Source organism: Enterobacter sp. I4 (genome assembly GCF_022669095.1).
Classification (GTDB): Bacteria; Pseudomonadota; Gammaproteobacteria; order Enterobacterales; family Enterobacteriaceae; genus Enterobacter; species Enterobacter pasteurii.
In genome coordinates this window covers 1,014,986-1,040,873 of record NZ_JALBUO010000001.1, presented here as the reverse complement: position 1 = coordinate 1,040,873, position 25,888 = coordinate 1,014,986, and the positions used below count along the sequence as shown (strand labels likewise).

The window sequence follows — 25,888 nt, the reverse complement described above, 5'->3', positions numbered from 1 at the left end:
CTGTAATCAGATAATGCGGTTGGTTTTGAGATCGCGCAGGAAGCCGCCCCAGCGACGCTCGTAGAACGGGGTAATGTGCTCGGTAATAAAGTGGCTGATGCCCTTCTCCCCTTTCTTGACCTGACAGATATCAATGGGCTCATCGCCAGGCAGCGTGTCGGTAGCAACGCTTCCCGCCGCCTGAATGATGTCGTCGATATCCCCGTCCGCTTCAATACCAATCAGCAGCACCGGCTGTTCGTCAGCCTGCTCTTTGATGGAGCAGAGAAACGCGCGCTTTACCGGCTTGATGGTTTTAAACAGCGTGGTCAGGGAATCAATCATCTGCGCGGGCGGTTCGGCCACTTCAGAGAGCAGCAGCGTTTCGCCCCCTTCCAGCACCTCCTGGGTGCTGAGCGGGTTACCCTCTTCGCCAATCAGATGGCTGATTTCGCGCGGGGTGAACTCTTTTCCTGTCGGCAGCTTCGCGTTAAGGAACAGCGTCTGCCCCAGCGTCATTTCGAACAGCGTGCGCACCGGCATCACCACGAACGCCTGTTCCTCTTCGACCGCTTCCTGTAACGCTTCCAGCGAGGTAAAGAACGGGATCACCGAAGTGCCGTCGTCCTTCTCCCAGTGGAGCAGATCCAGCGCGCTGTCTTCGACAACCTGCTCGCCTTCCGCCGCCGTGCCCGGCACCCAGACGGTGGATTCCAGCAGCGTGCGGAAAAATGCCGGACGGTGGGCGGGCTCGGTAGCCGCCTGCTCCAGCAGAGTTTCTAATTCATTTTTGGTTTCGGACATAACAGTTCCAGATAATGCATTTCCCCTCACCCTAACCCTCTCCCCACAGGGGAGAGGGAATTTGAACCCCCTCTCCCCTGTGGGGAGAGGGCCGGGGTGAGGGGCCAATAATTACTCAGCCGTCAGCAGGTTCGCCACGGTACGCACGCCCAGACCGGTCGCGCCCGCGGACCACTGCTCAACCGCCGCCTTACGGTACGTTGCGGAGCAGTCGATGTGCAGCCAGCCTTCCTGATAGTTCTCGACGAAGTGGGACAGGAAGCCTGCTGCGGTGCTTGCCCCCGCCGGGTACGCCGCGCTTGCGGTGTTGTTCAGCTCGGCAAAGTTAGACGGCAGCTGGCTGCGGTGGAACTCGGCCAGCGGCAGGCGCCAGAACGGCTCGTTTTCCGCCGTGGCGCTTGCCAGCAGGCGCGCGGCCAGCCTGTCGTCGAAGCTGAACAGCGCATGGTAGTCGTTACCCAGGGCAGTCTTCGCCGCACCGGTCAGGGTTGCCATGTCGATAATGAGCTCCGGCTTCTGGGCTGACGCGTCGATCAGGCCATCGGCCAGAACCAGGCGGCCTTCGGCGTCGGTGTTCATCACTTCGACGTTTTTACCGTTGCGGTAGCGAATGATGTCGCCCAGCTTGAAGGCGTTACCGCTTACCATGTTGTCCGCGCAGCACAGGTACAGCTTCACGCGCTTTTTAAGACCGCGGGTGATGGCGAACGCCAGCGCGCCGGTAATGGTCGCCGCGCCGCCCATGTCGGACTTCATGGAGTCCATGAACGCGCTCTGCTTCAGGCTGTAGCCGCCGGTGTCGAAGGTGATGCCTTTACCGACCAGGCACGCAAATACCGGCGCGGCTTTATCGCCGGTTGGGTTGTAGTCCAGCGCCAGCAGCACAGGAGGACGCTCAGAACCGCGGCCCACGGTGTGGATGCCCATATAGTTCTGCTCGCGCAGATCTTCACCTTTGGTGATGCGGTAGGACATGCTGTCCCCCGCCACGCCGGACAGCAGGTCAACGGCGCGCTGTGCCAGCTGCTCCGGGCCTAACTCTTCCGCCGGGGCGTTGATGGTATCGCGCACCCAGTCGATGATTTGCAGGCGGCTTTCAAGCTCTTTCTGCCCGGCTTCGTCGAGGCTGGCCCACTCAACTTTGCGGGTCCCTTTCGGGCCTTTGTAACCGGCCCAGAACGCCCAGCTGCGGTCGGTGTCCCAGCCTTCACCTTCCAGAGACACATGCTTAATGCCCAGGCCGTCAATTTTACGCGCGGCGCGCTGGATCAGCCCTAAATCATCTTTGCCGGTAAGGTGCAGGGTAATACCGTCGTTATTGATGCTCCAGGTGGCTTTCTCGCCCCAGCGCGCGTCGGCTGGCTGCGTGGTGAGCGTAATCTTCATCGCTTCGGTCATTTTATTTATCCTTATTAGCAAACGGGCCGCCAGAAGGCAGCCCGTTAAGTGATTTACTCTGCTTCATCTAACCAGACTAACAGAATCGCCTCCAGAATTTTTTCATTGGATGCGTTTGGATCGTCGTCAAAATCTTCCAGATCGCAGATCCACTGATGCATATCGGTGAATCGCACGGTCTTCGGATCGAGATCCGGGTTCGCGTCGTACAGCGCTTCGCCGATCTCGCGGCTGTCGGTCCACTTCAGTCCCATATCAATGCTCGCGTGCGTGGTTGATAGTATAGCGTGGGAACTCCACGACCAGATCTTCATCGGTTACCGCGGCCTGGCAGCTTAAGCGGCTGTCCGGCTCCAGACCCCATGCTTTATCCAGCATGTCGTCTTCATCTTCGGTGCTCTCGGCGAGAGAGTCGAAACCTTCACGCACGATGCAGTGGCACGTTGTGCAGGCACAGGATTTTTCACAGGCGTGTTCCACTTCGATACCGTTACGCAGGGCAACGTCGAGAATGGTTTCACCGGTCTTCGCTTCCAGAACAGCGCCATCCGGACAGAGGTCCGCATGAGGCAAAATAACAATCTTTGGCATATTAAACCTCGTCCACGGACTGGCCTTTCAGCGCGACGCGGACAGATTTGTCCATGCGGCGAGCAGCGAAGTCCTGGGTTTGTTTATCAACGTTTTTAATGGCTTCTTCTATTGCGTCAGCATCATTGCCTTCTGCTACTGCGCTTAAGCGCGCGGCAGCCTCGTCAATCACCTGGCGCTCGGCGGCGCTTAACAGCGCGGCATCGGCAGCGAGCGCGCCGTTCAGGCTTTCCAGCACGCGTGCGGCTTCAACTTTTTGTTCGGCCAGCATACGCGCCTTCACATCCTGCTCGGCGTAGCTCATTGAGTCCTGAATCATGGAGGCGATTTCGCCATCGGTCAGGCCGTAGGACGGCTTCACCTGAATGGACGATTCGACGCCGGTGGATTTTTCCATCGCCGTCACGCTCAGCAGACCGTCCGCATCCACCTGGAAGGTGACGCGAATATGCGCCCCGCCCGCGGGCAGTGCCGGAATACCGCGCAGCGCAAAGCGCGCCAGAGAACGGCAGTCCTGCACCAGTTCGCGTTCGCCCTGCATCACGTGAATGGACATCGCGGTCTGGCCGTCTTTGAAGGTGGTGAACTCCTGCGCGCGCGCCACCGGAATGGTCGTGTTGCGCGGGATAACCTTCTCCACCAGGCCGCCCATGGTTTCTAAACCAAGCGACAGCGGGATGACGTCCAGCAGCAGCATTTCGCTGTCCGGCTTGTTGCCCACCAGAATATCGGCCTGGATGGCCGCGCCAACGGCAACGACTTTATCCGGGTCGATGGAGGTCAGCGGCGTGCGGCCAAAGAATTCGCCCACGCGTTCACGCACCAGCGGCACGCGCGTTGAGCCACCCACCATGACCACTTCCAGCACCTCGCTGGCTTCAACGCCCGCATCCTTCAATGCGCGACGGCAGGCCATCAGCGTGCGTTTCACCAGCGGGGCAATAAGTTCATCGAACCGGGCGCGGGTGATGTCACCCTGCCAGCCCGCGACGTTAATGCTGACGGACTGCGCATCGCTCAGCGCGATTTTTGCCTCAACGGCAGCGTCCAGCAGCTCACGCTGTACGCGCGCATCGCTGCGATCGCTGATGCCCGCCTGCTCGCGGATGTAATCGGCCAGCAGATGGTCGAAGTCATCGCCGCCAAGCGCGGAGTCCCCGCCGGTCGCCAGAACTTCGAACACGCCGCGGCTCAGGCGCAGAATGGAGATATCAAAGGTGCCGCCGCCGAGGTCGTAAACTGCAATCACCCCTTCCTGACCGGAGTCGAGGCCGTAGGCAATCGCCGCCGCCGTCGGTTCGTTCAGCAGGCGCAGCACGTGCAGGCCCGCCAGACGCGCGGCGTCTTTGGTGCCCTGACGCTGTGCGTCGTCAAAATAGGCCGGAACGGTGATCACAACCCCGTCCAGATCGCCGCCGAGCGTCGCCGTAGCGCGCGCCGCCAGCGCCTTGAGAATATCCGCGGAAACGCGAATCGGGTTCAGCAGACCGGCAGCCGTGGCAATCATCGGCAGGCCGTTTTCACTGGCCTGCAGCTGATACGGCAGATGCGGGTAACGGGTCTGGATATCGGCCAGCGAGCGGCCCATCATGCGCTTAACAGAGCTGATGGTGTTCGCCGGATCGCGAGAGGCGTTAGCGCGGGCATCAAACCCAACCGCGTGACCCTGCTGCTGGTAGTGGACCACGGAAGGCAGCAGATGGCGGCCCTGCTCGTCAGCCAGCGTTTCCGCCTGGCCGCTGCGCACGGTCGCCACGAGGGAATTGGTGGTGCCAAGATCGATACCTACCGCCAGACGACGCTGGTGCGGTGCGGCACTTAAACCGGGCTCACTAATTTGTAATAAGGCCATAATTGCTTCCGAAATTAAAAATCGAGCAGCTTTTCTTCGAGTTGTTCAGCACTGCTTCGCAGTTTATCGAGAAAACGGAGTTTGCGCACAGTGTCTGCCGCCACGTCCCAGGTCTCGTTGTTCAGTTGCTCCACCATCTGCTGATGGCGGGTATCAAACATGCCCTTCACGCGCGCGATGAAGCTTTCCAGACGCGCCTCGTCTTTGGCCTGTTCAATCTCATCCAGCTCTTCGCGAAGCTCCAACTGTTCCATCAGAAACGCGGTATCGCGCACGGTATGCTGTTCGCTCGCCAGATCAAAACCGTGGAGTGAGAGCAGATATTCGGCACGCGCCAGCGGATGGCGCAGCGTCTGCCAGGCCTGGTTGATGGTCGCGGAGTGCGACACCGCGGCCAGCTGCTCTGCCTGCGTCCCGCTGGCGAATTTATCCGGATGGTACTGACGCTGCAGATCCTGAAAACGGACCGTCAGCGCCTGCAGATCGATCGGGTATTGAGCGGGTAGTCCGAAGAGAGTGAAGTAATCCATAACAATCTCAGGGGTAGCCTGTTAGAACAAACCCCACGCGCAGCAAAGCCACGGTGGGGTTTCGGATGACGCGCGGTTAAACGTGGAAGCTTTCGCCGCAACCACACTCGTCTTTAACGTTCGGGTTCGTGAATTTGAACCCTTCGTTCAGGCCTTCCTTTACGAAGTCCAGCTGAGTGCCGTTGAGGAATTGCAGGCTTTTGCCATCGACCACCACCTTCACGCCCTTGTCTTCAAACACGGTGTCATCAGACGCCGGCTCGTCAACAAACTCCAGTACGTAAGCCATACCAGAACAGCCGGAGGTACGTACGCCCAGTCGCAGGCCAAAGCCTTTACCACGGTTCGCCAGAAAAGAGCTTACTCGCGCGGCAGCGCTGTCGCTAAGGGTAATCGACATACTCAAACCTCAATTATTTTGCTTCACGTTTGCTTTTGTAATCCGCAATGGCGGCTTTGATCGCGTCTTCTGCCAGGATAGAACAGTGAATTTTCACCGGCGGCAGTTCGAGTTCTTCAGCAATATCCGTGTTCTTGATTGCCTGTGCTTCGTCCAGAGACTTGCCCTTCACCCATTCGGTGACCAGGGAGCTGGAGGCGATAGCGGAACCGCAGCCGTAGGTCTTGAAGCGCGCGTCTTCAATGATACCTTCATTGTTGACTTTAATCTGCAACTTCATCACGTCGCCACACGCCGGTGCGCCAACCATACCGCTACCGACAGATTCGTCGCTGTTGTCAAAAGAGCCAACGTTGCGCGGGTTCTCGTAATGATCGATAACTTTTTCGCTGTATGCCATGATTGAATTCTCCTTATGTACCGATTAGTGATGTGACCATTCAATGCTGTTCAGATCCACGCCCTGCTTGAACATTTCCCACAGCGGAGAAAGGTCGCGCAGACGGCCGATGGAGTTACGAACCAGCTTGATGGTGTAGTCAATCTCTTCTTCGGTAGTGAAACGACCTAAAGAGAAACGGATGGAGCTGTGTGCCAGCTCGTCAGTCATACCCAGCGCGCGCAGCACGTAGGATGGCTCCAGGCTTGCGGACGTACAGGCAGAACCGGAAGAAACGGCCAGGTCCTTCAGCGCCATGATCAGCGATTCGCCTTCAACATAGTTGAAGCTGACGTTGAGAATGTTTGGTGCGCCCTGCTCGAGATCGCCGTTCAGATAGACTTCTTCCATATCCTTCACGCCGTCCCACAGACGGTTACGCAGCGTGCGCAGGCGTGCCATCTCGGTTTCCATCTCTTCTTTCGCAATGCGATACGCTTCGCCCATGCCCACGATCTGGTGAACAGGCAGCGTACCGGAACGCATGCCGCGCTCGTGACCGCCGCCGTGCATCTGTGCTTCGATGCGGATACGCGGCTTACGACGAACGTACAGCGCGCCGATGCCTTTCGGGCCATAGATTTTGTGGCCGGAGAAGGACATGAGATCCACCTTCAGCTGGCTCAGGTCGATTGGCAGTTTGCCCACGCTCTGAGTCGCGTCCACGTGGTAGATGATACCGCGGGCGCGGCACATTTCGCCGACGGTCGCAATGTCCTGTACCACGCCGATTTCGTTGTTAACGTGCATGATGGAAACCAGAATGGTGTCATCACGCATCGCCGCTTCGAGTTCTTTCAGGTCAATAATACCGTTGCTCTGTGGCGCCAGGTAAGTCACTTCGAACCCTTCACGCTCCAGCTGACGGCAGGTGTCCAGCACGGCTTTGTGTTCGGTTTTGCTGGTGATGATGTGCTTGCCTTTTTTCTGATAAAAGTTGGCTGCACCTTTAATCGCCAGGTTGTCGGATTCGGTCGCACCGGAGGTGAAAACAATTTCACGCGGGTCGGCGCCTACCAGGTCAGCAATCTGATTACGGGCGATATCAACCGCCTCTTCAGCATGCCAGCCAAAACGGTGTGAACGGGAAGCTGGGTTACCAAAGTTTCCGTCCAGGGTCAGACACTGCATCATTTTCTCGGCAACACGCGGGTCCACCGGCGTGGTTGCGGAGTAGTCGAGATAAATCGGTAATTTCATTGCTCTATAAACTCCGTACATCGCTTCAATGCAAGGAATCAGGCAACCGGCTGGATGTACGACCGAGTACGCGGGGTGTGACCACCCCGGCCTGATTCAGAATACTTATCTTTTTAGTTACGCGCGCAGCTTAACGTCGATGGCGTCCTGCGAGCGGGTGCTGCGTTGTGAATCCTGACTGTGCTGACGACCAGAGACGTCCAGAACTTCCTGATTATTTACCAGCTCACCCAGGGTGATGTTGTTCAGGAAGCCGGTCAGACGGTCGCTCAGATCGCGCCACAGCGCGTGGGTCAGGCATTTATCGCCGCCCTGGCAGCCGCCTTTACCCTGGCAACGGGTCGCGTCAACGGATTCGTCAACCGCGCTAATGACTTCGCCAACCGCAATACTGCCCGCGTCTTTACCCAGCAGATAACCGCCGCCCGGGCCACGAACGCTGGACACCAGTCCATTTTTACGCAGTCTGGAGAACAGCTGTTCCAGGTAAGAGAGGGAGATCCCCTGTCGTTCAGAAATATCAGCCAACGGAACCGGGCCCGCTTCGGAGTTGAGCGCAACGTCCAGCATCGCGGTCACGGCATAACGCCCTTTAGATGTCAGTCTCATGTCTTACTTAACCTCAAACTCGCCCCTGCCCGGGGTTTTTTATTGTAAAATGGGGGTATTGCATAGCAGGGCCAAGTCTGACATTCCTGACTAAATTGGTCAACTATTTACTTGACTGTTTTAGTCAGGTATTTAACCTTCTGTGCCTTCATAACAAAGGTGCGGCCTGATGCCCTCACCCCGGCCCTCTACCACAGGGAGAGGGAGAAAACACGCTGCACTACTCTTTATGCTTCTGCTCAATCGACGCCAGGATCCCGCGCAGGATATTCAGCTCCTGGCTTTCCGGGCGGGCGCGGGTGAACATTCGGCGCAGCTTGTTCATGACCTGGCCCGGATGACCTTCACGGATAAAGCCGGTTGAGAGAAGCGTCTGCTCCAGGTGGCCGTAGAAGCGCTCAAGGTCGTCCACCAGCGGGTAGGCCGTCTCTTCTCTTGGTTCTACCGGTTTTTCCTGCGTCGCCAGCCACGCCATACGCACTTCGTAGGCAATGACCTGTACCGCCATCGCCAGGTTCAGCGAACTGTATTCCGGGTTCGCGGCAATTGCGACGTGGTAGTGGCACTTCTGTAGTTCGTCATTGGTCAGGCCAACGCGCTCGCGACCAAACACCAGCGCCACCGGCGCCTGTTCGGCCTCTGAGACGCTTTTCAGGCCGCATTCGCGCGGATCCAGCATCGGCCACGGCAGCGTGCGGGAGCGCGCGCTGGTGCCCACCACCAGGCTGCAACCGGCCAGGGCTTCATCCAGGGTGTCCACGATTTGCGCATTGCCGATCACGTCGCTGGCACCGGCCGCCAGAGCAATAGCCTGAGAGTCTGGTTTCACCAGAGGATTAACCAGCCACAGGTTTGTTAAGCCCATGGTTTTCATAGCGCGGGCCACGGAGCCCATGTTGCCGGTGTGCGATGTTTCGACCAGCACGATTCGAATGTTTTGCAGCATAATTTTTAGATGTCTGGATTCAGTGTCTGAAGAATATTCAGGCATATTATCATAAACGAGAGACATAATCCGATCCCGCTGCTATACTCTGCGCCGATTTTCCTGTTCTTTAACATCCAGTGAGAGAGACCGATGCATCCGATGCTGACCATCGCCGTGCGCGCAGCGCGCAAGGCGGGTAATGTAATTGCCAAACACTACGAAACCCCAGACTCCGTAGAAACCAGCCAGAAAGGCAGCAATGATTTCGTGACTAACGTCGATAAAGCCGCAGAAGCGATTATTATCGAAACGATCCGCAAATCTTACCCGCAGCACACCATCATCACCGAAGAAAGCGGTGAACATGAAGGTACCGATCAGGATGTTCAATGGGTTATCGATCCGCTGGATGGCACCACCAACTTCGTTAAACGCCTGCCGCACTTCTCCGTATCTATTGCCGTACGCATCAAAGGCCGTACTGAAGTCGCCGTTGTGTACGATCCAATGCGTAACGAACTGTTCACCGCTACCCGCGGTCAGGGCGCTCAGCTGAACGGCTACCGTCTGCGCTGCAGCAACGCGCGCGATCTGGACGGCACCATTCTGGCGACCGGCTTCCCGTTCAAGGCGAAACAGCACGCGACCACCTATATGAATATCCTGGGCAAACTGTTCACCGAATGCGCGGACTTCCGCCGCACCGGCTCTGCTGCACTGGATCTGGCCTACGTTGCGACCGGTCGCGTTGACGGTTACTTCGAGCTGTCGCTGAAGCCGTGGGACTTTGCGGCGGGCGAGCTGATCGCGCGTGAAGCGGGCGCCATCGTGTGCGACTTTACCGGCGGCCACAACTACATGACCACCGGCAACATCGTTGCAGGTAACCCACGCGTTGTTAAAGCCATGCTGGCCAACATGCGTGACGAACTGAGCGACGCGCTGAAGCGCTAGTCCCTCACCCCAGCCCTCTCCCAAACGGGGAGAGGGTGTTAAACGGCACCGCGCTCATCCACATCGTCACCGCCGCTCCCAGCAGAATCACGCCCCCCGCCAGCGCAAGCGTTGCCCACCCTATCTGTCGCCACAGCACCGGCGTTTTGCTGCCGCTGAGTTTTACCGCCAGCTGACGGAAGCTGTGCACCAGCAAAGCCAAAGACGAAATGGTGACGGACGTTCCTGCCGCCATCGCCAGCGCCGAGAGCATGCCCCAGCCGAATACGCCAATCACCTTGCTGAACAGCAGCACCACGATTGCCCCCGAGCACGGGCGCATCCCCATAGAGAGCACGATAGCCAGGCGCGCGCGCCAGTCGTCACCGCTCTGCAACTGTTCCTGCGTTGGCAGATGCTGATGCCCGCAACCGCAGCTGTCATCGTGAACGTGATGCGGCGTAAAGGCTTTAAATTTCGGCTTTTGCAGCAGCGCGCGCAGCTTTTTCAACGCCCGCCAGCAGAGGAGCAGCCCGAGCACGCCCACCAGCGCGTAACTGCCCTTCTCCAGCCAGAAGCTGCTCATGTGCAGCTGTCGGGCAGGTAGCTGTAGCAGCAAAAGCACAACCGCCACCAGCGCAATCGCCACGCCGCCCTGAAGCAGCGAAGAGGCCAGCGTGAGGCCAATGCTCGATTTCAGCTTAGACGGGTGAGTGGCAAGCCAGGTGGTGATAACGATTTTGCCGTGCCCCGGCCCCAGCGCGTGCAGCACGCCATAGATAAAGCTGAACGCCAGCAGGGAGCCGCCCGCTTTGGTCGGGTTTTCCGCCACCGCCTTAAGCAGCCCGCTCATCTGCTGGTTAACCTCGCGCTGCCAGAGGATGCTTTTCATCATCACCTGCGGCCAGGCCTGCCATAGCCAGAGCGCGCCGCCCGCGGCTAACAGCAAAAAGAGCGCCAGCGGCCAAAGCTGAAGCCAGCGGCGTGATGTTCTGACGGGGGAAGCTATCACTGACATTGCAACGTCACCTCCTGCGCAAACTGTTTACCTAACTCCATATCCTCAGGGGGAGCATCTTCTTTATCGAGGGAAACGGCAAAATTCAGCGTTTCTTCGCTGGGCGTCGGCGTGCGCAGGGTGATTTTGCAGTTCTTTTGCAGTGCCGCCGGTAGCTGAACGTCGCTGTCCCCGGCGTAGCTCATGTCGACGTAGTACGTGGGATCGAAGGTGGAGAAGGTGTACTTCTGCCCTGCCAGCGGCTGCGGGTGCGCCAGCGGAAGGATAAACGTCAGCACCGCCTGATGGCCGTCGCGGGTCATGCCGTACTCCGTGGGGCGGTTAAGAAATTTGACCTTTTGCCCGTTGTGCCAGAACTCGGTGAAGTAGTGTTGGCCGAGCACGTTGGCCATCACTTCCGCCGCCAGTTTTTTCCAGATCTCATCGCCGGGCTTTGCGTTTCCGGCATCGTAGAGCAGATCGGCGGAGGTCATTTCATCCATCGTCCAGCGCATTTTAAGGCCGCTGAGCTGCGTTCCGTCCGTTACCAGCTCCGTTTTCAGGCTGATAAAGCTGTGAGGGTGCGCGCTGGCGGTGAAAGTGAAAACCGCCAAAAATAACGCTACCGCGCTTTGTTTAACTATTTGCATCAATTCCTCACGTCAAAAATTCTGTGATGTTCGCCCGCAATCCTGAGTGAAAGGCCCGCCGGTGCGCTTTTCAGCGCCCATCCTTTAGCTATTCTTATCAAACATTCACACTGGATACCCGACAGATGATGCCGACGCTTGAAATTCCATCTGTGCTTTCCAGTTCGCAGCGCCGCTGCCAGGTGCTTTTGATGCTTTACCTGCCCGACGCTGCCGTCACCGCACAGAGCATAATCGCTGCCAACGGCGTGGATGACGTCGTGGCACGGCAAGATATAGCCGAGACGCGCGATGAAATCCAGCGCTATCATCGGCTTGATATCGTCACGCACCTCGATGGCTGCTACCGAATAGAGGGTACCGCCCTGAACCAGCGCTTGTGCCTGCTGCACTGGCTGCGCAGGGCGCTCCGGCTGTGTCCGCATTTTGTTTCACAACAGTTTACCCCGGCCTTAAAAACCGCGCTTAAACAGCACGGCGTTTCCCGCCCGCTTTATGACGATGCGAATCTTCGGGCGCTTATCAGCTTTTGTTCGCGCAAGCTGCAGCGTCAGTTTGAGCCCCGGGACGTGCAGTTTTTACAGCTCTACCTGCAATACTGTCTGATTCAGCATCATCTGGGCAATACGCCGCAGTTCTCCCCCGCTCAGCGCAGCTGGACGCAGTCCAGAGGGGAGTATTTTACGGCGCAGGACATTGTCCGCCACTGGAAGCGGCGCGTTCCCCAGGGCACGCACAGCGAAGAACAGCTGTTCCTGGCGCTGCTGTTTATGATGCTGCGCACGCCGGATCCGGTGCTTGACAAGCACCAGCAGGACCAGCGTTTGCGCCGCGCCATTGTGCGCATGGTGGCCCGTTTTCGCTCGCAAACCGGCATGAAGTTCAGCGATGAGCAAGGGCTGACCGATCAGCTTTACATCCATCTGGCCCAGGCGCTGGATCGTTCCTTATTTGAAATTGGCATCGACAACAGCCTTCCGGAAGAGGTTCACCGCCTTTATCCCCGGCTACTTCGCACCACCAAAGCGGCGCTGGCCGAGCTGGAAGCCGAGTTTGAGCTGCAATTCTCCGATGAAGAGATGGCGCTCGTGGCGGTAATTTTTGGTGCCTGGCTGATGCAGGAGACCGATCTGCACGAAAAACAGGTGGTGTTATTAACCGGGGAGGATAAATCCTGTGAGGAGGTGATTGAACAGCAGCTGCGCGAGTTAACGCTGCTGCCGCTCAATATTCGCTATCTCAGCCTGGAGGCCTTCAGGAAAGAGGGCGCGCCCCGCGAGGCGGCGCTGGTCATTACGCCTTACCCAACCGCGCTGCCGCTGTTCTCGCCGCCGCTCATTCATGCCGTTGAGACCCTGAACGCGCAGCAGCAGGAACATATTCGGGTTATGCTTGAATCGTAATTAACTACGAGCAGTTACTTTTGGGCGGATGACGATCGCCGGTAAAGCGACCAGCGCCATCACCCAGAACACGCCGTGGCCGAGATGCTGATAGAGGAAACCAGCAAAAACGGTCATTATCGCAATGCTGCCGCCCATCGCCACCGCTGAATAAACAGCCTGCAACCGGATGACGTCCCCGCCCTCTCGCGCGGCAATATAGCGCATCGCCGCCAGGTGGCACACGGTGAAGGTGCCGCAGTGCAGGATCTGCGCCACAATCAGCCACGGTAATTCTGTCGTCCAGCCCATAATGCCCCAGCGCGCCACGCCGCATACGGCGGAAAGCAGCAGCAGATCCCGCGCCCCGAAACGGCTGAACAGTTTTTTGCTGAGCGCAAAGATAATCACTTCGGCCACTACGCCAAGGGACCATAAATAGCCGACGGCGGAAGCGGAATACCCCGCGCCCTGCCAGTAGATGGCGCTGAAGCCGTAATACGCCGCGTGCGCTCCCTGAAGCAGGCAGACGCAGGCCAGAAAACGCCAGCTTTGCGCAACCAGGCTTCGCCAGGCGGGCCAGCCCGCGCTGTCCCGATGGCGGCTTTCCCCTTGCGGCATCACCGACGGGCGCAGCAGCATCCCCAGCAGCATGGAGGCGATCCCGATGCTCAGCAATGCCAGGATCGCGCGGTAATCGTAGAGGCTGACCAGCTTGCCCACCAGCGCAGAGCCGATAACAAAGGCAATCGATCCCCACAGGCGCACGCGGCCATAGTCCATAGTGATCTGCTTTTGCCAGGTGTTCGCCAGCGCATCCGTCAGGGGAACCAGCGGGGAGAAGAACAGGTTAAAGCCAACCATCACCACCATCAGCCAGGCAAACTGGTGGCTGACCCAGAAACACGCCGCAAAGACCAGCGTCAGCAGGGCCAGAATACGCACGGCTTTAATCAACAGAGAGGGATCGCTGACGCGAGGCGCAATCAGCAGGCTACCGAGGAAACGTGCCACCAGCCCCGCGCCCAGCAGGATGCCGATAGTTTCTGGCGTAAGGCCGATTCCTTTGAGCCAGACGCTCCAGAAAGGCAGAAAAATACCGTAGCTAAAGAAATAGGTGAAATAGCTGAGCGCCAGCCAGCGCGTGGAATGCAAGACCATGAATCCCTCCCGAAATGGAGGCGATAGTCTCGCGTTTATCCGGCGCTTTAGCAAGCCGTTAGCGCGCTATAAATTAACGAAAAATTAACATCATCGCTAGCCGGACGGCGTATGGCGGGAGCGGTAAATCTGTATTACGTTTAAAGTACATCGCCTGAAGAGGTTGTTTACCATGAACAGCTTACGTTATTTCGATTTCGGCTCCTCCCGTTCTCTCCTGCTTTTGATTGCCCGTATTGCCATCGTCGTTCTGTTTATTATTTTCGGTTATCCAAAGCTGACGGGCTTTAGCGGCACCGTACAGTATATGGCCTCGCTTGGCGCCCCCATGCCCACGCTGGCGGCCATTATTGCCGTTGTGATGGAGGTTCCTGCCGCGTTCCTGATTGTGCTGGGCTTCTTTACCCGCCCACTCGCCGTACTGTTTGTGTTCTACACGCTGGGCACGGCGGTTATTGGTCACCATTACTGGGATATGACCGGGGATGCGGTTGTGCCAAACATGATCAATTTCTATAAAAACGTCAGCATAGCGGGGGCATTTATACTGCTGGCCATCGTGGGTCCGGGAGCACTCTCTCTCGACCGGCGTTAGCCCATAAAAAAAGGCCGCGGATGCGGCCTTTTTTATTTCTGCAAAGCAGAGGTATTACGCGTATACCGGGAAGCGCGCGCAGATATCCAGAACTTTACCTTTAACGCGCTCGATAACCGCATCGTCGTTGATGTTGTCCAGAACGTCGCACATCCAGCCCGCCAGCTCTTTCACTTCCGCTTCTTTAAAGCCGCGGCGCGTTACGGCCGGAGAACCGATACGGATACCGGAGGTCACGAACGGGCTCTTCGGATCGTTTGGCACGCTGTTTTTGTTCACGGTGATGTTGGCGCGGCCGAGGGCGGCGTCAGCTTCTTTACCGGTCAGGTTCTTATCAACCAGATCCAGCAGGAACAGGTGGTTTTCAGTACCGCCGGATACCACCTTGTAGCCACGGTTCAGGAACACTTCCACCATCGCTTTGGCGTTTTTGGCAACCTGCTGCTGGTAAACCTTAAACTCGGGCTCCATCGCTTCCTTCAGCGCTACCGCTTTCGCAGCAATAACGTGCATCAGCGGGCCGCCCTGTGCGCTTGGGAACACAGCGGAGTTCAGTTTCTTGTACAGCTCTTCGTCACCGCCTTTCGCCAGGATCAGGCCGCCGCGCGGGCCTGCCAGGGTTTTGTGGGTGGTGGTGGTCACAACGTGAGCGTGTGGAACCGGGTTAGGGTAAACGCCTGCGGCAATCAGACCGGCAACGTGCGCCATGTCAACAAACAGGTATGCGCCGATGCTGTCTGCGATTTCACGCATTTTAGCCCAGTCAACGATACCGGAGTATGCGGAGAAGCCGCCGATGATCATCTTCGGCTTGTGCTCTTTGGCCTGCTTCGCCATGTCTTCGTAGTCAATTTTACCGGACTCATCAATACCGTAAGGAATGATGTTGTACAGTTTGCCGGAGAAGTTAACCGGGGAGCCGTGAGTCAGGTGGCCGCCCTGTGCCAGGTTCATACCCAGAACGGTATCGCCCGGCTGCAGCAGCGCGGTGTATACAGCGAAGTTAGCCTGGGAGCCAGAGTGCGGCTGGACGTTAGCGTAGTCAGCGCCAAAGAGTGCTTTCGCACGGTCAATGGCCAGCTGCTCAACGATATCAACGTATTCGCAACCGCCGTAGTAGCGCTTGCCCGGATAACCTTCAGCATATTTGTTGGTCAGCTGAGAACCCTGCGCCTGCATCACGCGCGGGCTGGTGTAGTTTTCGGAGGCGATCAGTTCGATGTGCTCTTCCTGACGTACTTTTTCCTGCTCCATAGCCTGCCACAGTTCGGCATCATAATCGGCAATGTTCATTTCACGCTTTAACATCCGCATCTCCTGACTCAGCTAACAAGTAAATTTTGGCCTGAAAAGGCAGTCCTGTTGGACAACGGGCAACAGTATAACTGAATCGTTCTGTGATAACAGGTCTTGACAAACGATTTTACGCAAACGTTTTCCTTCGCGCCACGCAAGGGTTTGAGGAATAAAGCGTGCGCTGCGTTGAACGGATTTCTTTTCAGGTTTGTGATGCATATTTTTCACGATGCAAAGAACCATTTACATTGCAGGGTTATTTTTATAAGATGTATATAAAATACATCATTAAAGTAACATCAGAAGGAAGCTGCTATGCTCGACGCCCAAACCATCGCTACCGTGAAGGCCACTATTCCACTGCTCGTTGAAACGGGTCCTAAGCTGACCGCCCATTTTTACGATCGCATGTTTACGCATAACCCGGAGCTCAAAGAGATTTTCAACATGAGCAACCAGCGTAACGGCGATCAGCGTGAAGCGCTGTTCAACGCCATTGCCGCCTATGCCAGCAACATCGACAACCTGCCCGCCCTGCTGCCCGCGGTGGAAAAAATCGCGCAGAAGCACACCAGCTTCCAGATCAAACCAGACCAGTACAACATCGTCGGTAGCCACCTGCTCGCCACGCTGGACGAAATGTTCAGCCCGGGCCAGGAGGTGCTTGACGCCTGGGGTAAAGCCTACGGCGTGCTGGCAAACGTCTTCATCAACCGTGAAGCGCAAATCTACAGCGAAAACGCCAGCAAGAACGGCGGCTGGGAAGGCACGCGCGCGTTCCGTATCGTAGAGAAAACGCCGCGCAGCGCGCTTATCACCAGCTTTGAGCTTGAGCCGGTTGACGGTCAGCCGGTTGCCGATTATCAGCCCGGCCAGTACGTGGGCGTGTGGCTGAAGCCGGAAGGTTTCCCGCACCAGGAGATCCGCCAGTACTCCCTGACCCGTAAGCCAAACGGCAAAGGCTATCGCATTGCGGTGAAACGCGAGGACGGTGGCCAGGTCTCAAGCTGGCTGCATAACGTCGCCCGCGTGGGTGATATCGTCCATCTGGCTGCGCCGGCAGGCGACTTCTTTATGGCGGTTGAGGCCACTACCCCGGTGACGCTGATCTCCGCAGGCGTTGGTCAAACCCCGATGCTGGCAATGCTGGATACGCTGGCAAAATCAAACCACAGCGCGCAGGTAAACTGGTTCCACGCGGCAGAGAACGGCGACGTTCACGCCTTTGCGGATGAAGTGAAAGCGCTGGCGGCGGGTCTGCCCCACTTTACCGCCCATACCTGGTATCGTCTGCCGACCGAAGCTGACCGCGCGGCGGCACGTTTTGACAGCGAAGGCCTGATGAATTTAGGCGAGCATGAAGGGGCGTTCAGCGCGCCGGAAATGCAGTTCTACGTTTGTGGTCCGGTGGCGTTTATGCAGTATGCCGCGAAGCAGCTGGTTGAGCTGGGCGTAAATAAAGACAACATTCATTACGAATGTTTTGGCCCGCATAAGGTGCTGTAACGCAAAAAGCCCCTCTTTCGAGGGGCTTTTTTTGTCGGGCGTCGGCGCGCCACGCCCGACCAGGAAGCTCTGCTTAAATCGCCGCGTCGTCTTCTTCGCCGGTACGGATGCGGATCACGCGCGCCACGTCAAAGACGAAGATTTTCCCGTCGCCAATTTTACCGGTCTGCGCCGTGCGGATAATGGTGTCCACACAGGTATCGACGATATCATCGCTCACCACGATCTCGATTTTCACTTTCGGCAGGAAGTCCACCATGTACTCTGCGCCACGGTATAGCTCGGTGTGGCCCTTCTGACGACCAAAACCTTTCACTTCAGTTACGGTCATCCCGGTGATGCCCACTTCTGCCAGCGCTTCACGTACATCATCCAGTTTGAAAGGTTTAATAATCGCATCAATCTTTTTCATGGTGTGTCCTTAAACTCATGCCTGTAAGCTGCCTCGTAATCGATTGCTCACAGTATCATATTCAGGCGAATTTTGCGGTACTACTCTTTAAAATCGTTCGCTTCCAGCTCGTGGCGCGAGAGTAACTTGTAGAACTCGGTGCGGTTACGCCCGGCCATGCGCGCCGCGTGGGTCACGTTGCCTTTGGTGATTTGCAGCAGCTTGCGCAGATAGTTCAGCTCGAACTGGTTTCGCGCTTCCGCAAAAGTCGGTAAGGCCGTGTTCTCCCCTTCCAGCGCCTGCTCCACCAGCGCATCGCCGATCACCGGCGATGAGGTGAGCGCCACGCACTGCTCAATCACGTTAACCAGCTGGCGCACGTTGCCCGGCCAGCTCGCCGTCATCAGGCGCTTCATCGCATCGGTGGAGAACGCGCGCACAAACGGCTTGTGGCGGTCTGCGGCCTGGCGCAAAAGATGGTTTGCCAGCAGCGGGATATCTTCCGCGCGCTCGGCCAGCGCCGGGATTTTCAGGTTTACGACATTAAGGCGATAGTAGAGATCTTCACGAAACTCGTTGCGCGCCATCACCTTGGGCAAATCACGGTGGGTGGCGGAAATAATACGCACGTTGATGTCAATATCGCGGTTGCTGCCGAGCGGACGCACTTTTCGCTCCTGCAATACGCGCAGCAGCTTGACCTGCAGCGGCGCGGGCATATCGCCAATTTCATCGAGGAACAGCGTGCCGCCCTCAGCCGCCTGGAACAGCCCTTCACGGCTGCTTACCGCGCCGGTAAAGGCGCCGCGGGCATGCCCGAAGAGCTCAGACTCAAGCAGCTGTTCCGGCAGCGCGCCACAGTTAATCGCGATAAAGGCATTTTTACTGCGCGGGCTGGCGTTGTGGATCGCCTGGGCAAGGATCTCTTTCCCGGTCCCGCTCTGGCCGTTAATCAGCACGCTAACGTCTGATTGGGCCACCATCCGCGCCTGTTCCAGCAGGCGCAGCATGGCGGGGCTGCGCGTGACGATGGATTCGCGCCAGGTGTCGTCACCGGACGGCGCCGCGTGCTCAAGCGCGCTGTCGATCGCTTTATAAAGGGCATCTTTATCCACCGGTTTGGTGAGGAAGCTGAACACCCCCTGCTGGGTCGCGGCAACCGCATCCGGAATCGATCCGTGAGCGGTGAGGATGATGACCGGCATGCCGGGCTGCTGCTTCTGGATCTCCGTGAACAGCTGCAGGCCATCCATTTCATCCATCCGCAGGTCGCTGATCACCAGATCGATTTTCTCGCGGCTGAGCACCTTCAGCCCCTCCTGCCCGCTTTCCGCGGTGACCACGCTGTAGCCTTCGCTGACCAGACGCATCCCCAGCAGCTTTAACAGCCCGGGATCGTCATCCACCAGTAAAAGATGGGCAGGTTTACGGCTCGTCATGCTTCACATCCTCTTGTTTCGGCGTCTCACCGTCTGGCGTCGTGGCAGGGCTGCCTTTCGACCCATCAGGCAGATAACTGCCGGCCGGTTTACGCGTCGAGAGCTGTCTTTCAATATCGGTCAGATTTTCAAGCTTGCGCGTGGTGGTCTCAAGCTGCTCGCGCAGCGATTCCTGCTGCTGGCGAAGCGCATCAAGCTCGCTGTCGCTTGACTGCTGCAGCTTGCTGTAGCGAAAACGCTCTTCAGATAGCTGTAGCTGCAGGGTTTGTCCGTCCCGCCAGAGCTGATAAATCGGGCGCACCTGGGGCGGAATGTTGATAACAAAGGTATCCAGCCGCGTGACGTTGGCGCGCCGTTCGACGGGCGTGATTCTGGCATCGGCCATTACGATGCCGCGCTTAAACGCGTCCTGCCAGGTATCGTCCACCAGCATCGCAGCCTGCGCACGCGCTTCGGCTGGCGCCAGCCGCTGGGCGCAGTCGATTCCGCGCAGCCAGAACAGCGGGTTTGATTCGACATCGTGCCCCGATAAATTCCAAATATCATCGCAGCCCGTTGAAAGGAAATCGGCCAGCTGCTTTTGGGGCCACTTATCTTCTTGTTTATGGCTTATCGCACTTTGCGGTGCATGTGAAACACACCCTGCCAGCAGTAAGCAGGGCAGGCTCAGGCGCACATTTTTGCAGGAAAACACCGCGCGCAGTGCGCGGTAAAAGACGTGTGACATACTCACCAGGTTGTTATTCATTTCATTGATTTTTCCGGCTCAAGAGGCAGTTCGATACGAAAACAGACATCGGAGCGTTCGTCACTAACGATGTTAAGCTCCCCCTGCATGCGTCGTATGCAGTCGCGGGCAATACTCAGCCCCAGACCACTTCCTTTTACCGCACCTTTTCGCTGATGACTCCCCTGGAAGAAGGGTTCAAATATCATCGTTTTTTCTTCATCCGGAATCGGGCTTCCCGTATTCGCTACGTCAATAAATACCCGCGAACCGTTGCTATTGCTTCTGATATAAATGGTACCGGATTCAGTACCATAGTGCACTGCATTGGAATAGAGATTATCCAGCACGCTCATGAACAGCATCGGCTCTGCCAGGCAGGACGACACGTTGAGTTCCACCTGGGTATGCATCATTTTAGCTCTTGCTGGAAGGCTATGGGCGGAGATAACCATGTCTACTATCGGTTCAATCTCCACGCGCTCAAGCACCACAGCACCATCCGCCAGCTTGCGGTTATAGTCCAGCAGTTGTTCAATAAGTTTTTGTAAATTGCGGCTGCTGGCATCCAGAATCGCGACGATCTCTTTTTGCTCGGGGGTTAACGCCCCCGCCACTTCGTCAGCCAGCAGTTCCGTGCCTTCACGCATACTCGCCAGCGGCGTTTTCAGCTCGTGGGAGATATGGCGCAGAAACTGGTGGCGCTGCGATTCCAGCCACGCCAGGCGCTCTGAAAGCCAGATGATGCGCTGGCCTACCGAACGCAGCTCGCGCGGGCCTTTAAAAATAACCGTATCGCCGAGGGATTTGCCCTCCCCCAGCCGGTTAATCATCCGCTGGATCCCCTTCACGGGGCCGATGATCATACGGGTAAAGAGCAGTACCAGGCCCAGGCTGACCATGAACAGCACCAGGGCCTGCCAGCCGAAGAACTGGCCGCGCTCGGCAATTTCCTGCTGAAGCTGCTGCCCGCGGGAAAAGATAACCGTACGGGTGGACTGAACCATCTCCGTATTGGCATTCGCGAAGGCTTCAAGCCGGGCGGCCGCGGCGGCATCGGGACCACTGTTTTTGCACTGTAGCTGCGCCAGATCGTTTAGATCCTGACGTAGCGCCTGATAGAGTTTGTCATCCGGCAATACCCCCGCATGGGCGTCCAGCATTTCGCTGTAGCGCTTGCGCTGATTCTGGTACACCTTTTCCAGCGTACGGTCGTCCAGCACGCAGTACTGGCGATAGCTCCGCTCCATCTCCAGCGCGGCGTTAGTCATGGCCTCGCTACGGCGGGCATCAATCAGCGTGGTGCGGTTAGTCAGGGCTGCCTGGGCGCTGAGCGCATTGAGGCTTTGCCATGCCTGCCACGCCAGGACCAGCAAAGGCAGCAGGATCAGCAGGAAGGCCATCATAACGAGCTGTCGCAGGGAGCGAGGGAAAGCGGGCCAGCGTTTCAACACATTACTCTCTTCATCCGGGTTTGAGGAGAGCGTAACTGAGTCTGCCCTTCAGATACAACAAAGCCGGGTAAAAACCCGGCTTTGTTGTGGAATAAGGCGGTGCCTAACTCGACGTTTCGCCCTGGCCTGATAAAGCAATGCAATAATCAGTAGTTGGACGGCAGGCACCTTTTTGTGCGTCATTCGAAGTTTATGTAGCACGTCCCGAAGGGGCTGACATAAGAAGGTGAATGAGCCACTGGTTAATATTATGCAACAGGCGTGCCACAATGCAAAACAATATATTAACTTACTGAATAGCAATACTTTTATGCATTCAGCCCGTTGTATGTCTGCTGAATGATTTCCAGGCTAAGTGTCGCAAATTAACAACACCTTAGCAGCGGCATCTCATTGTCCATATAAAACAACGAGTTATATGTCTCCGTTTGGAGACAGTAGCATTAACGGTTTGTCGCGAATTTGCGACACAAATAAAAAAGCCCGGTGGCGATAACGCCTACCGGGCCTGGAGGAGCACTACCGATTAACCCAGCTGTTTACGCGCGTTGCGGAAAATACGCATCCACGGGCCGTCCTCGCCCCAGTTTTCCGGGTGCCAGGAGTTGCTCACGGTGCGGAAGACGCGCTCCGGGTGCGGCATCATGATGGTCGCACGGCCGCTTTCGCTGGTCACCGCCGTAATACCGTTAGCGGAACCGTTCGGGTTAGCCGGGTAGGTTTCGGTGACTTTGCCGAAGTTATCGACAAAGCGCAGCGCCACGAGGCCTTTGCTTTCAAGCTGGGCCAGATGCGCCGCGTCGCGCACCTCAACCTGACCTTCACCGTGGGAAACGGCGATTGGCATCCGGGACCCCACCATGCCCTGCAGCAGCAGTGAAGGGCTTTGGGTCACTTCAACCAGGCTGAAGCGCGCTTCGAAGCGGTCGGAGTGGTTACGCACAAAGCGCGGCCACGCTTCACTGCCCGGGATCAGCTCGCGCAGGTTAGACATCATCTGGCAGCCGTTACACACGCCCAGCGCCAGCGTTTGCGGACGGTGGAAGAAGGTTTCGAACTCGTCACGCACGCGGCTGTTGAACAGGATGGACTTCGCCCAGCCCTCACCCGCGCCCAGCACGTCGCCGTAGGAGAATCCGCCGCACGCCACCAGCGCCTGGAAATCATCCAGGACGGTGCGCCCTGCCAGCAGGTCGCTCATGTGAACGTCGATGGCGTCAAAGCCTGCACGGTGGAAGGCTGCCGCCATCTCAACGTGGGAGTTAACGCCCTGCTCGCGCAGCACGGCCACCTTCGGACGCGCGCCGGTCGCGATGTACGGCGCGGCAACGTCTTCGCTGATGTCGAAGGAGAGCTTCACGTTCAGGCCAGGATCGCTGTCGTTCGCCTTAGCGTTGTGCTCCTGGTCGGCACATTCCGGGTTGTCGCGCAGGCGCTGCATCTGCCAGGTGGTTTCCGCCCACCACATACGCAGCGTGGTGCGGCTTTCGCTGAACACCGCGTGGCCGTCGGCCTCAATGACGAAGCGGTCGCCCTGAACGGCTTTACCCAGATAGTGCACGCAGTCTGCCAGGCCATGCTGCGCCAGTACGGCTTCAACCGCATCGCGATCTGCCGCACGCACCTGAATAACCGCACCCAGCTCTTCGTTAAACAGCGCCGCCAGGCGGTCTTCGCCCAGAGAGGCAATGTTTGCCTCCACGCCACAGTGGCCGGTAAAGGCCATCTCCGCCAGGGTAACCAGCAGGCCGCCGTCGGAACGGTCGTGGTAGGCCAGCAGCTTACGCTGAGCCACCAGCGCCTGTATCGCGTCGTAGAAGCCTTTCAGCTGCGCCACGTCGCGCACGTCGGCTGGCTTATCGCCGAGCTGACGGTAAACCTGCGCCAGCGCGGTCGCGCCCAGCGCGTTGTGGCCAAGACCCAGGTCAATCAGCAGCAGGGCGTTGTCGTCGGTCGACAGCTGCGGCGTGATGGTATGACGCACGTCCTCCACGCGCGCAAACGCGGTGATCACCAGCGACAGCGGAGAGGTCATTTCGCGCTGCTCGTTACCTTCCTGCCAGCGGGTTTTCATCGACATAGAGTCTTTACCCACCGGAATGGTCAGGCCGAGCGCAGGACACAGCTCTTCACCTACCGCTTTCACCGCTTCGTACAGGCCAGCATCTTCGCCAGGGTGTCCGGCTGCGGCCATCCAGTTTGCGGAAAGTTTAATGCGTTTGATGTCGCCAATCTGCGTCGCGGCGATGTTAGTCAGCGCTTCACCGACCGCCAGACGGGCAGACGCGGCGAAGTCCAGCAGCGCCACCGGGGTACGTTCGCCCAGCGCCATCGCTTCGCCGTAGTAGCTGTCGAGGCTCGCGGTGGTCACGGCGCAGTTAGCGACCGGGACCTGCCACGGGCCGACCATCTGATCGCGTGACACCATACCGGTGACGGTACGGTCGCCGATGGTCACCAGGAAGGTTTTCTCTGCCACGGCCGGCAGATGCAGTACGCGGTTTACCGCGTCGGCAACGGTGATGTCCTGACGATCCAGCGCTTTGCCCGCCGCCTTACGGGTCTGCACGTCGCGGGTCATCTTCGGCGTTTTGCCCAGCAGCACGTCCAGCGGCAGATCGATAGGCTGGTTGTCGAAGTGGGTGTCGCTTAAGGAGAGATGCTGCTCTTCGGTCGCTTCACCAATGACGGCATACGGCGCGCGCTCGCGGCGGCACAGCTCGTCAAACAGCGGCAGCTGGTCGGCGGCAACCGCCAGCACGTAGCGCTCCTGAGATTCGTTACACCAGATTTCCAGCGGGCTCATGCCCGGCTCATCGCTCAGGATGTCGCGCAGGTTGAAACGGCCGCCGCGACCGCCGTCGCTCACCAGCTCCGGCATAGCGTTGGAGAGACCGCCCGCGCCCACGTCATGGATAAAGAGGATCGGGTTAGCGTCGCCGAGCTGCCAGCAGCGGTCGATCACTTCCTGACAGCGACGCTCCATTTCCGGGTTGTCGCGCTGCACGGAGGCGAAATCAAGATCCGCGTCAGACTGGCCGGACGCCATAGAAGACGCCGCACCGCCGCCCAGACCGATGTTCATCGCCGGGCCGCCCAGTACGATCAGCTTCGCGCCAACCACGATCTCGCCTTTCTGCACGTGATCGGCGCGGATGTTGCCGATCCCGCCCGCCAGCATGATCGGTTTGTGGTAACCGCGCAGCTCTTCGCCGTTGTGGCTGTCCACTTTCTCTTCATAGGTACGGAAGTAACCGTTCAGCGCCGGACGACCAAATTCGTTGTTGAATGCCGCGCCGCCCAGAGGGCCTTCGGTCATGATATCCAGCGCGGTCACGATGCGTTCTGGCTTGCCGAAATCCTCTTCCCACGGCTGCTCAAAGCCCGGGATGCGCAGGTTGGAAACGGAAAAACCGACCAGGCCCGCTTTTGGCTTAGCGCCACGGCCGGTTGCCCCTTCATCACGGATTTCACCGCCGGAACCGGTCGCTGCGCCCGGCCACGGCGAAATTGCCGTCGGGTGGTTATGGGTTTCTACCTTCATCAGGATATGCGCAGGCTCCTGATGGAAGTCATAGCGCCCTGCTTCGCGGTCGGCGAAGAAGCGGCCTACCTCGGAACCTTCCATTACCGCCGCGTTGTCTTTATAGGCAGACAGCACGTGGTCAGGGGTTTGCTCCATGGTGTTTTTGATCATCTTAAACAGCGATTTCGGCTGCTGTTCGCCGTCGATAATCCAGTCGGCGTTGAAGATTTTATGGCGGCAATGCTCTGAGTTGGCCTGCGCGAACATGTACAGTTCAATATCGTTCGGGTTGCGGTTCAGCTTAACGAACGCATCCTGAAGGTAGTCGATTTCATCTTCTGCGAGCGCCAGACCAAGACGCAGGTTCGCGTCGATCAGCGCCTGACGGCCCTGCCCCAGCAGATCCACGCTCTGTACCGGCGCAGGCTGATGGTGGGCGAACAGCTTCTGCGCATCATCCAGAGAGGCAAACACGCTCTCCATCATACGATCGTGCAGCCCGGCCGCCACGGCCTGCCACTGCGCGTCGCTCAGGGTGGACGCTTCAACATAGTACGCCACGCCGCGCTCCAGACGGTTAATCTGGCTCAGGCCGCAGTTGTGCGCGATATCGGTGGCTTTGGAAGACCAGGGGGAGATGGTGCCCGGACGCGGCGTGGCAAGGATCAGTTTGCCGGTCGGCGTATGGCTGCTCAGGCTTGGGCCATACTTGAGCAGGCGTTCCAGCTGTACGCGCTCCTCTGCATTCAGGGGGGCATTCAGGTCAGCAAAATGGACATACTCAGCGTAAATATTGCTTACCGGAAGGTCGGCCGCCTGAAAACGTGCCAGCAGTTTGTTAATACGGAAGGCAGACAGTGCAGGCGAACCACGCAGAATTTCCATCATAAGTCTCTCGTCTTCGAAGCGCCGGGGCGCTTACAGTGTGCGCAAGGGGGGAAAACGGGCGTCATTATAGAGAATCCTGAGCGCCGACGAAACCGTTTGCGTCGAAATAAAATCAACCTTTATGTTTAACAATAGATGTGACCTGTCTCTCTAATTGGTTGCCAACTGGCGCTACTTTGCGCAAAATGCCGCTCAATCAATGGCAAACCTTCT

The 25,888-nt window shown here is 57.8% G+C and carries 24 protein-coding genes; 4 read left to right on the top strand and 20 right to left on the bottom strand.

Annotated elements, in window-relative coordinates; all coding sequences use genetic code 11:
* Positions 1-6 precede the first annotated feature (6 nt).
* The 11 genes from sseB to trmJ form a co-directional block, all read right to left on the bottom strand.
* Entirely contained in the window at positions 7-783 is a 777-nt protein-coding gene (gene sseB, locus MOQ06_RS04980) for an enhanced serine sensitivity protein SseB (protein ID WP_148420653.1), read from the bottom strand.
* A 111-nt stretch (positions 784-894) separates the two neighbouring features.
* Complete coding sequence (gene pepB, locus MOQ06_RS04975) at positions 895-2,181, bottom strand: aminopeptidase PepB (RefSeq protein WP_242171583.1); 1,287 nt, start codon at positions 2,179-2,181, stop codon at positions 895-897.
* A 53-nt stretch (positions 2,182-2,234) separates the two neighbouring features.
* A complete protein-coding gene (gene iscX / locus MOQ06_RS04970) occupies positions 2,235-2,435 on the bottom strand; it encodes a Fe-S cluster assembly protein IscX (protein WP_003860650.1) in 201 nt (66 codons plus the stop codon).
* A 1-nt stretch (position 2,436) separates the two neighbouring features.
* A complete protein-coding gene (gene fdx, locus MOQ06_RS04965) occupies positions 2,437-2,772 on the bottom strand; it encodes an ISC system 2Fe-2S type ferredoxin (protein WP_061709977.1) in 336 nt (111 codons plus the stop codon).
* A gap of 1 nt (position 2,773) precedes the next feature.
* Positions 2,774-4,624 (bottom strand): Fe-S protein assembly chaperone HscA, encoded by a 1,851-nt coding sequence (gene hscA, locus MOQ06_RS04960; RefSeq protein WP_193355485.1) that lies wholly within the window; start codon positions 4,622-4,624, stop codon positions 2,774-2,776.
* Positions 4,625-4,638: 14 nt separating this feature from the next.
* Positions 4,639-5,154, bottom strand: coding sequence for a co-chaperone HscB (gene hscB / locus MOQ06_RS04955; RefSeq protein ID WP_148420650.1), 516 nt, complete (start codon positions 5,152-5,154; stop codon positions 4,639-4,641).
* A 76-nt stretch (positions 5,155-5,230) separates the two neighbouring features.
* A complete protein-coding gene (gene iscA / locus MOQ06_RS04950) occupies positions 5,231-5,554 on the bottom strand; it encodes an iron-sulfur cluster assembly protein IscA (protein WP_003860659.1) in 324 nt (107 codons plus the stop codon).
* A gap of 13 nt (positions 5,555-5,567) precedes the next feature.
* On the bottom strand, positions 5,568-5,954 hold the full coding sequence (gene iscU / locus MOQ06_RS04945) for a Fe-S cluster assembly scaffold IscU (protein WP_003860661.1): 387 nt from the start codon (positions 5,952-5,954) through the stop codon (positions 5,568-5,570).
* Between the two features lie 24 nt (positions 5,955-5,978).
* Positions 5,979-7,193: a cysteine desulfurase gene (iscS, locus tag MOQ06_RS04940; RefSeq protein ID WP_176609740.1), complete on the bottom strand. Its 1,215-nt coding sequence runs from the start codon at positions 7,191-7,193 to the stop codon at positions 5,979-5,981.
* Positions 7,194-7,310: 117 nt separating this feature from the next.
* Positions 7,311-7,802 (bottom strand): Fe-S cluster assembly transcriptional regulator IscR, encoded by a 492-nt coding sequence (iscR, locus tag MOQ06_RS04935; protein ID WP_022649018.1) that lies wholly within the window; start codon positions 7,800-7,802, stop codon positions 7,311-7,313.
* A gap of 220 nt (positions 7,803-8,022) precedes the next feature.
* On the bottom strand, positions 8,023-8,748 hold the full coding sequence (gene trmJ, locus MOQ06_RS04930) for a tRNA (cytosine(32)/uridine(32)-2'-O)-methyltransferase TrmJ (RefSeq protein ID WP_242171581.1): 726 nt from the start codon (positions 8,746-8,748) through the stop codon (positions 8,023-8,025).
* A 132-nt stretch (positions 8,749-8,880) separates the two neighbouring features.
* Here trmJ and suhB point away from each other — a divergent pair, with 132 nt between their 5' ends.
* Positions 8,881-9,684, top strand: a complete 804-nt coding sequence (suhB, locus tag MOQ06_RS04925; protein WP_028014077.1) for an inositol-1-monophosphatase — start codon at positions 8,881-8,883, stop codon at positions 9,682-9,684.
* A 4-nt stretch (positions 9,685-9,688) separates the two neighbouring features.
* Here suhB and MOQ06_RS04920 read toward each other — a convergent pair whose 3' ends face one another.
* Positions 9,689-10,681 (bottom strand): nickel/cobalt transporter, encoded by a 993-nt coding sequence (locus MOQ06_RS04920; protein ID WP_148420648.1) that lies wholly within the window; start codon positions 10,679-10,681, stop codon positions 9,689-9,691.
* On the bottom strand, positions 10,672-11,310 hold the full coding sequence (locus MOQ06_RS04915) for a DUF1007 family protein (RefSeq protein ID WP_242171579.1): 639 nt from the start codon (positions 11,308-11,310) through the stop codon (positions 10,672-10,674). The genes MOQ06_RS04920 and MOQ06_RS04915 overlap by 10 nt, the downstream gene beginning before the upstream one ends.
* A gap of 125 nt (positions 11,311-11,435) precedes the next feature.
* Between MOQ06_RS04915 and csiE the strand changes: the two genes are divergently transcribed.
* The gene (gene csiE, locus MOQ06_RS04910; protein ID WP_148420646.1) at positions 11,436-12,713 is read left to right on the top strand and encodes a stationary phase inducible protein CsiE; all 1,278 of its coding nucleotides are present in this window, start codon (positions 11,436-11,438) and stop codon (positions 12,711-12,713) included.
* Here the strand turns inward: csiE and MOQ06_RS04905 are convergent, their stop codons facing one another.
* Positions 12,714-13,853, bottom strand: coding sequence for a 3-phenylpropionate MFS transporter (locus tag MOQ06_RS04905; RefSeq protein WP_242171577.1), 1,140 nt, complete (start codon positions 13,851-13,853; stop codon positions 12,714-12,716). It abuts the gene before it with no gap.
* A gap of 172 nt (positions 13,854-14,025) precedes the next feature.
* On the opposite strand from MOQ06_RS04905, the gene MOQ06_RS04900 reads away from it, so the two are divergent.
* Positions 14,026-14,448, top strand: a complete 423-nt coding sequence (locus MOQ06_RS04900) for a DoxX family protein (RefSeq protein ID WP_242171575.1) — start codon at positions 14,026-14,028, stop codon at positions 14,446-14,448.
* A gap of 54 nt (positions 14,449-14,502) precedes the next feature.
* Here the strand turns inward: MOQ06_RS04900 and glyA are convergent, their stop codons facing one another.
* Positions 14,503-15,756 (bottom strand): serine hydroxymethyltransferase, encoded by a 1,254-nt coding sequence (gene glyA / locus MOQ06_RS04895; protein WP_119915341.1) that lies wholly within the window; start codon positions 15,754-15,756, stop codon positions 14,503-14,505.
* A gap of 303 nt (positions 15,757-16,059) precedes the next feature.
* Here glyA and hmpA point away from each other — a divergent pair, with 303 nt between their 5' ends.
* Complete coding sequence (gene hmpA, locus MOQ06_RS04890) at positions 16,060-17,250, top strand: NO-inducible flavohemoprotein (RefSeq protein WP_242171573.1); 1,191 nt, start codon at positions 16,060-16,062, stop codon at positions 17,248-17,250.
* A gap of 73 nt (positions 17,251-17,323) precedes the next feature.
* Here the strand turns inward: hmpA and glnB are convergent, their stop codons facing one another.
* The 5 genes from glnB to purL form a co-directional block, all read right to left on the bottom strand.
* Positions 17,324-17,662: a nitrogen regulatory protein P-II gene (gene glnB / locus MOQ06_RS04885; protein ID WP_003860685.1), complete on the bottom strand. Its 339-nt coding sequence runs from the start codon at positions 17,660-17,662 to the stop codon at positions 17,324-17,326.
* Between the two features lie 80 nt (positions 17,663-17,742).
* The gene (glrR, locus tag MOQ06_RS04880; protein ID WP_242171563.1) at positions 17,743-19,080 is read right to left on the bottom strand and encodes a two-component system response regulator GlrR; all 1,338 of its coding nucleotides are present in this window, start codon (positions 19,078-19,080) and stop codon (positions 17,743-17,745) included.
* The gene (qseG, locus tag MOQ06_RS04875) at positions 19,067-19,828 is read right to left on the bottom strand and encodes a two-component system QseEF-associated lipoprotein QseG (protein WP_148420641.1); all 762 of its coding nucleotides are present in this window, start codon (positions 19,826-19,828) and stop codon (positions 19,067-19,069) included. Before qseG ends, glrR begins: the two co-directional genes overlap by 14 nt.
* Positions 19,825-21,258, bottom strand: coding sequence for a two component system sensor histidine kinase QseE/GlrK (gene qseE, locus MOQ06_RS04870; RefSeq protein WP_242173212.1), 1,434 nt, complete (start codon positions 21,256-21,258; stop codon positions 19,825-19,827). The genes qseG and qseE overlap by 4 nt, the downstream gene beginning before the upstream one ends.
* A gap of 529 nt (positions 21,259-21,787) precedes the next feature.
* Positions 21,788-25,675 (bottom strand): phosphoribosylformylglycinamidine synthase, encoded by a 3,888-nt coding sequence (gene purL / locus MOQ06_RS04865; protein ID WP_242171550.1) that lies wholly within the window; start codon positions 25,673-25,675, stop codon positions 21,788-21,790.
* Positions 25,676-25,888 lie beyond the last annotated feature (213 nt).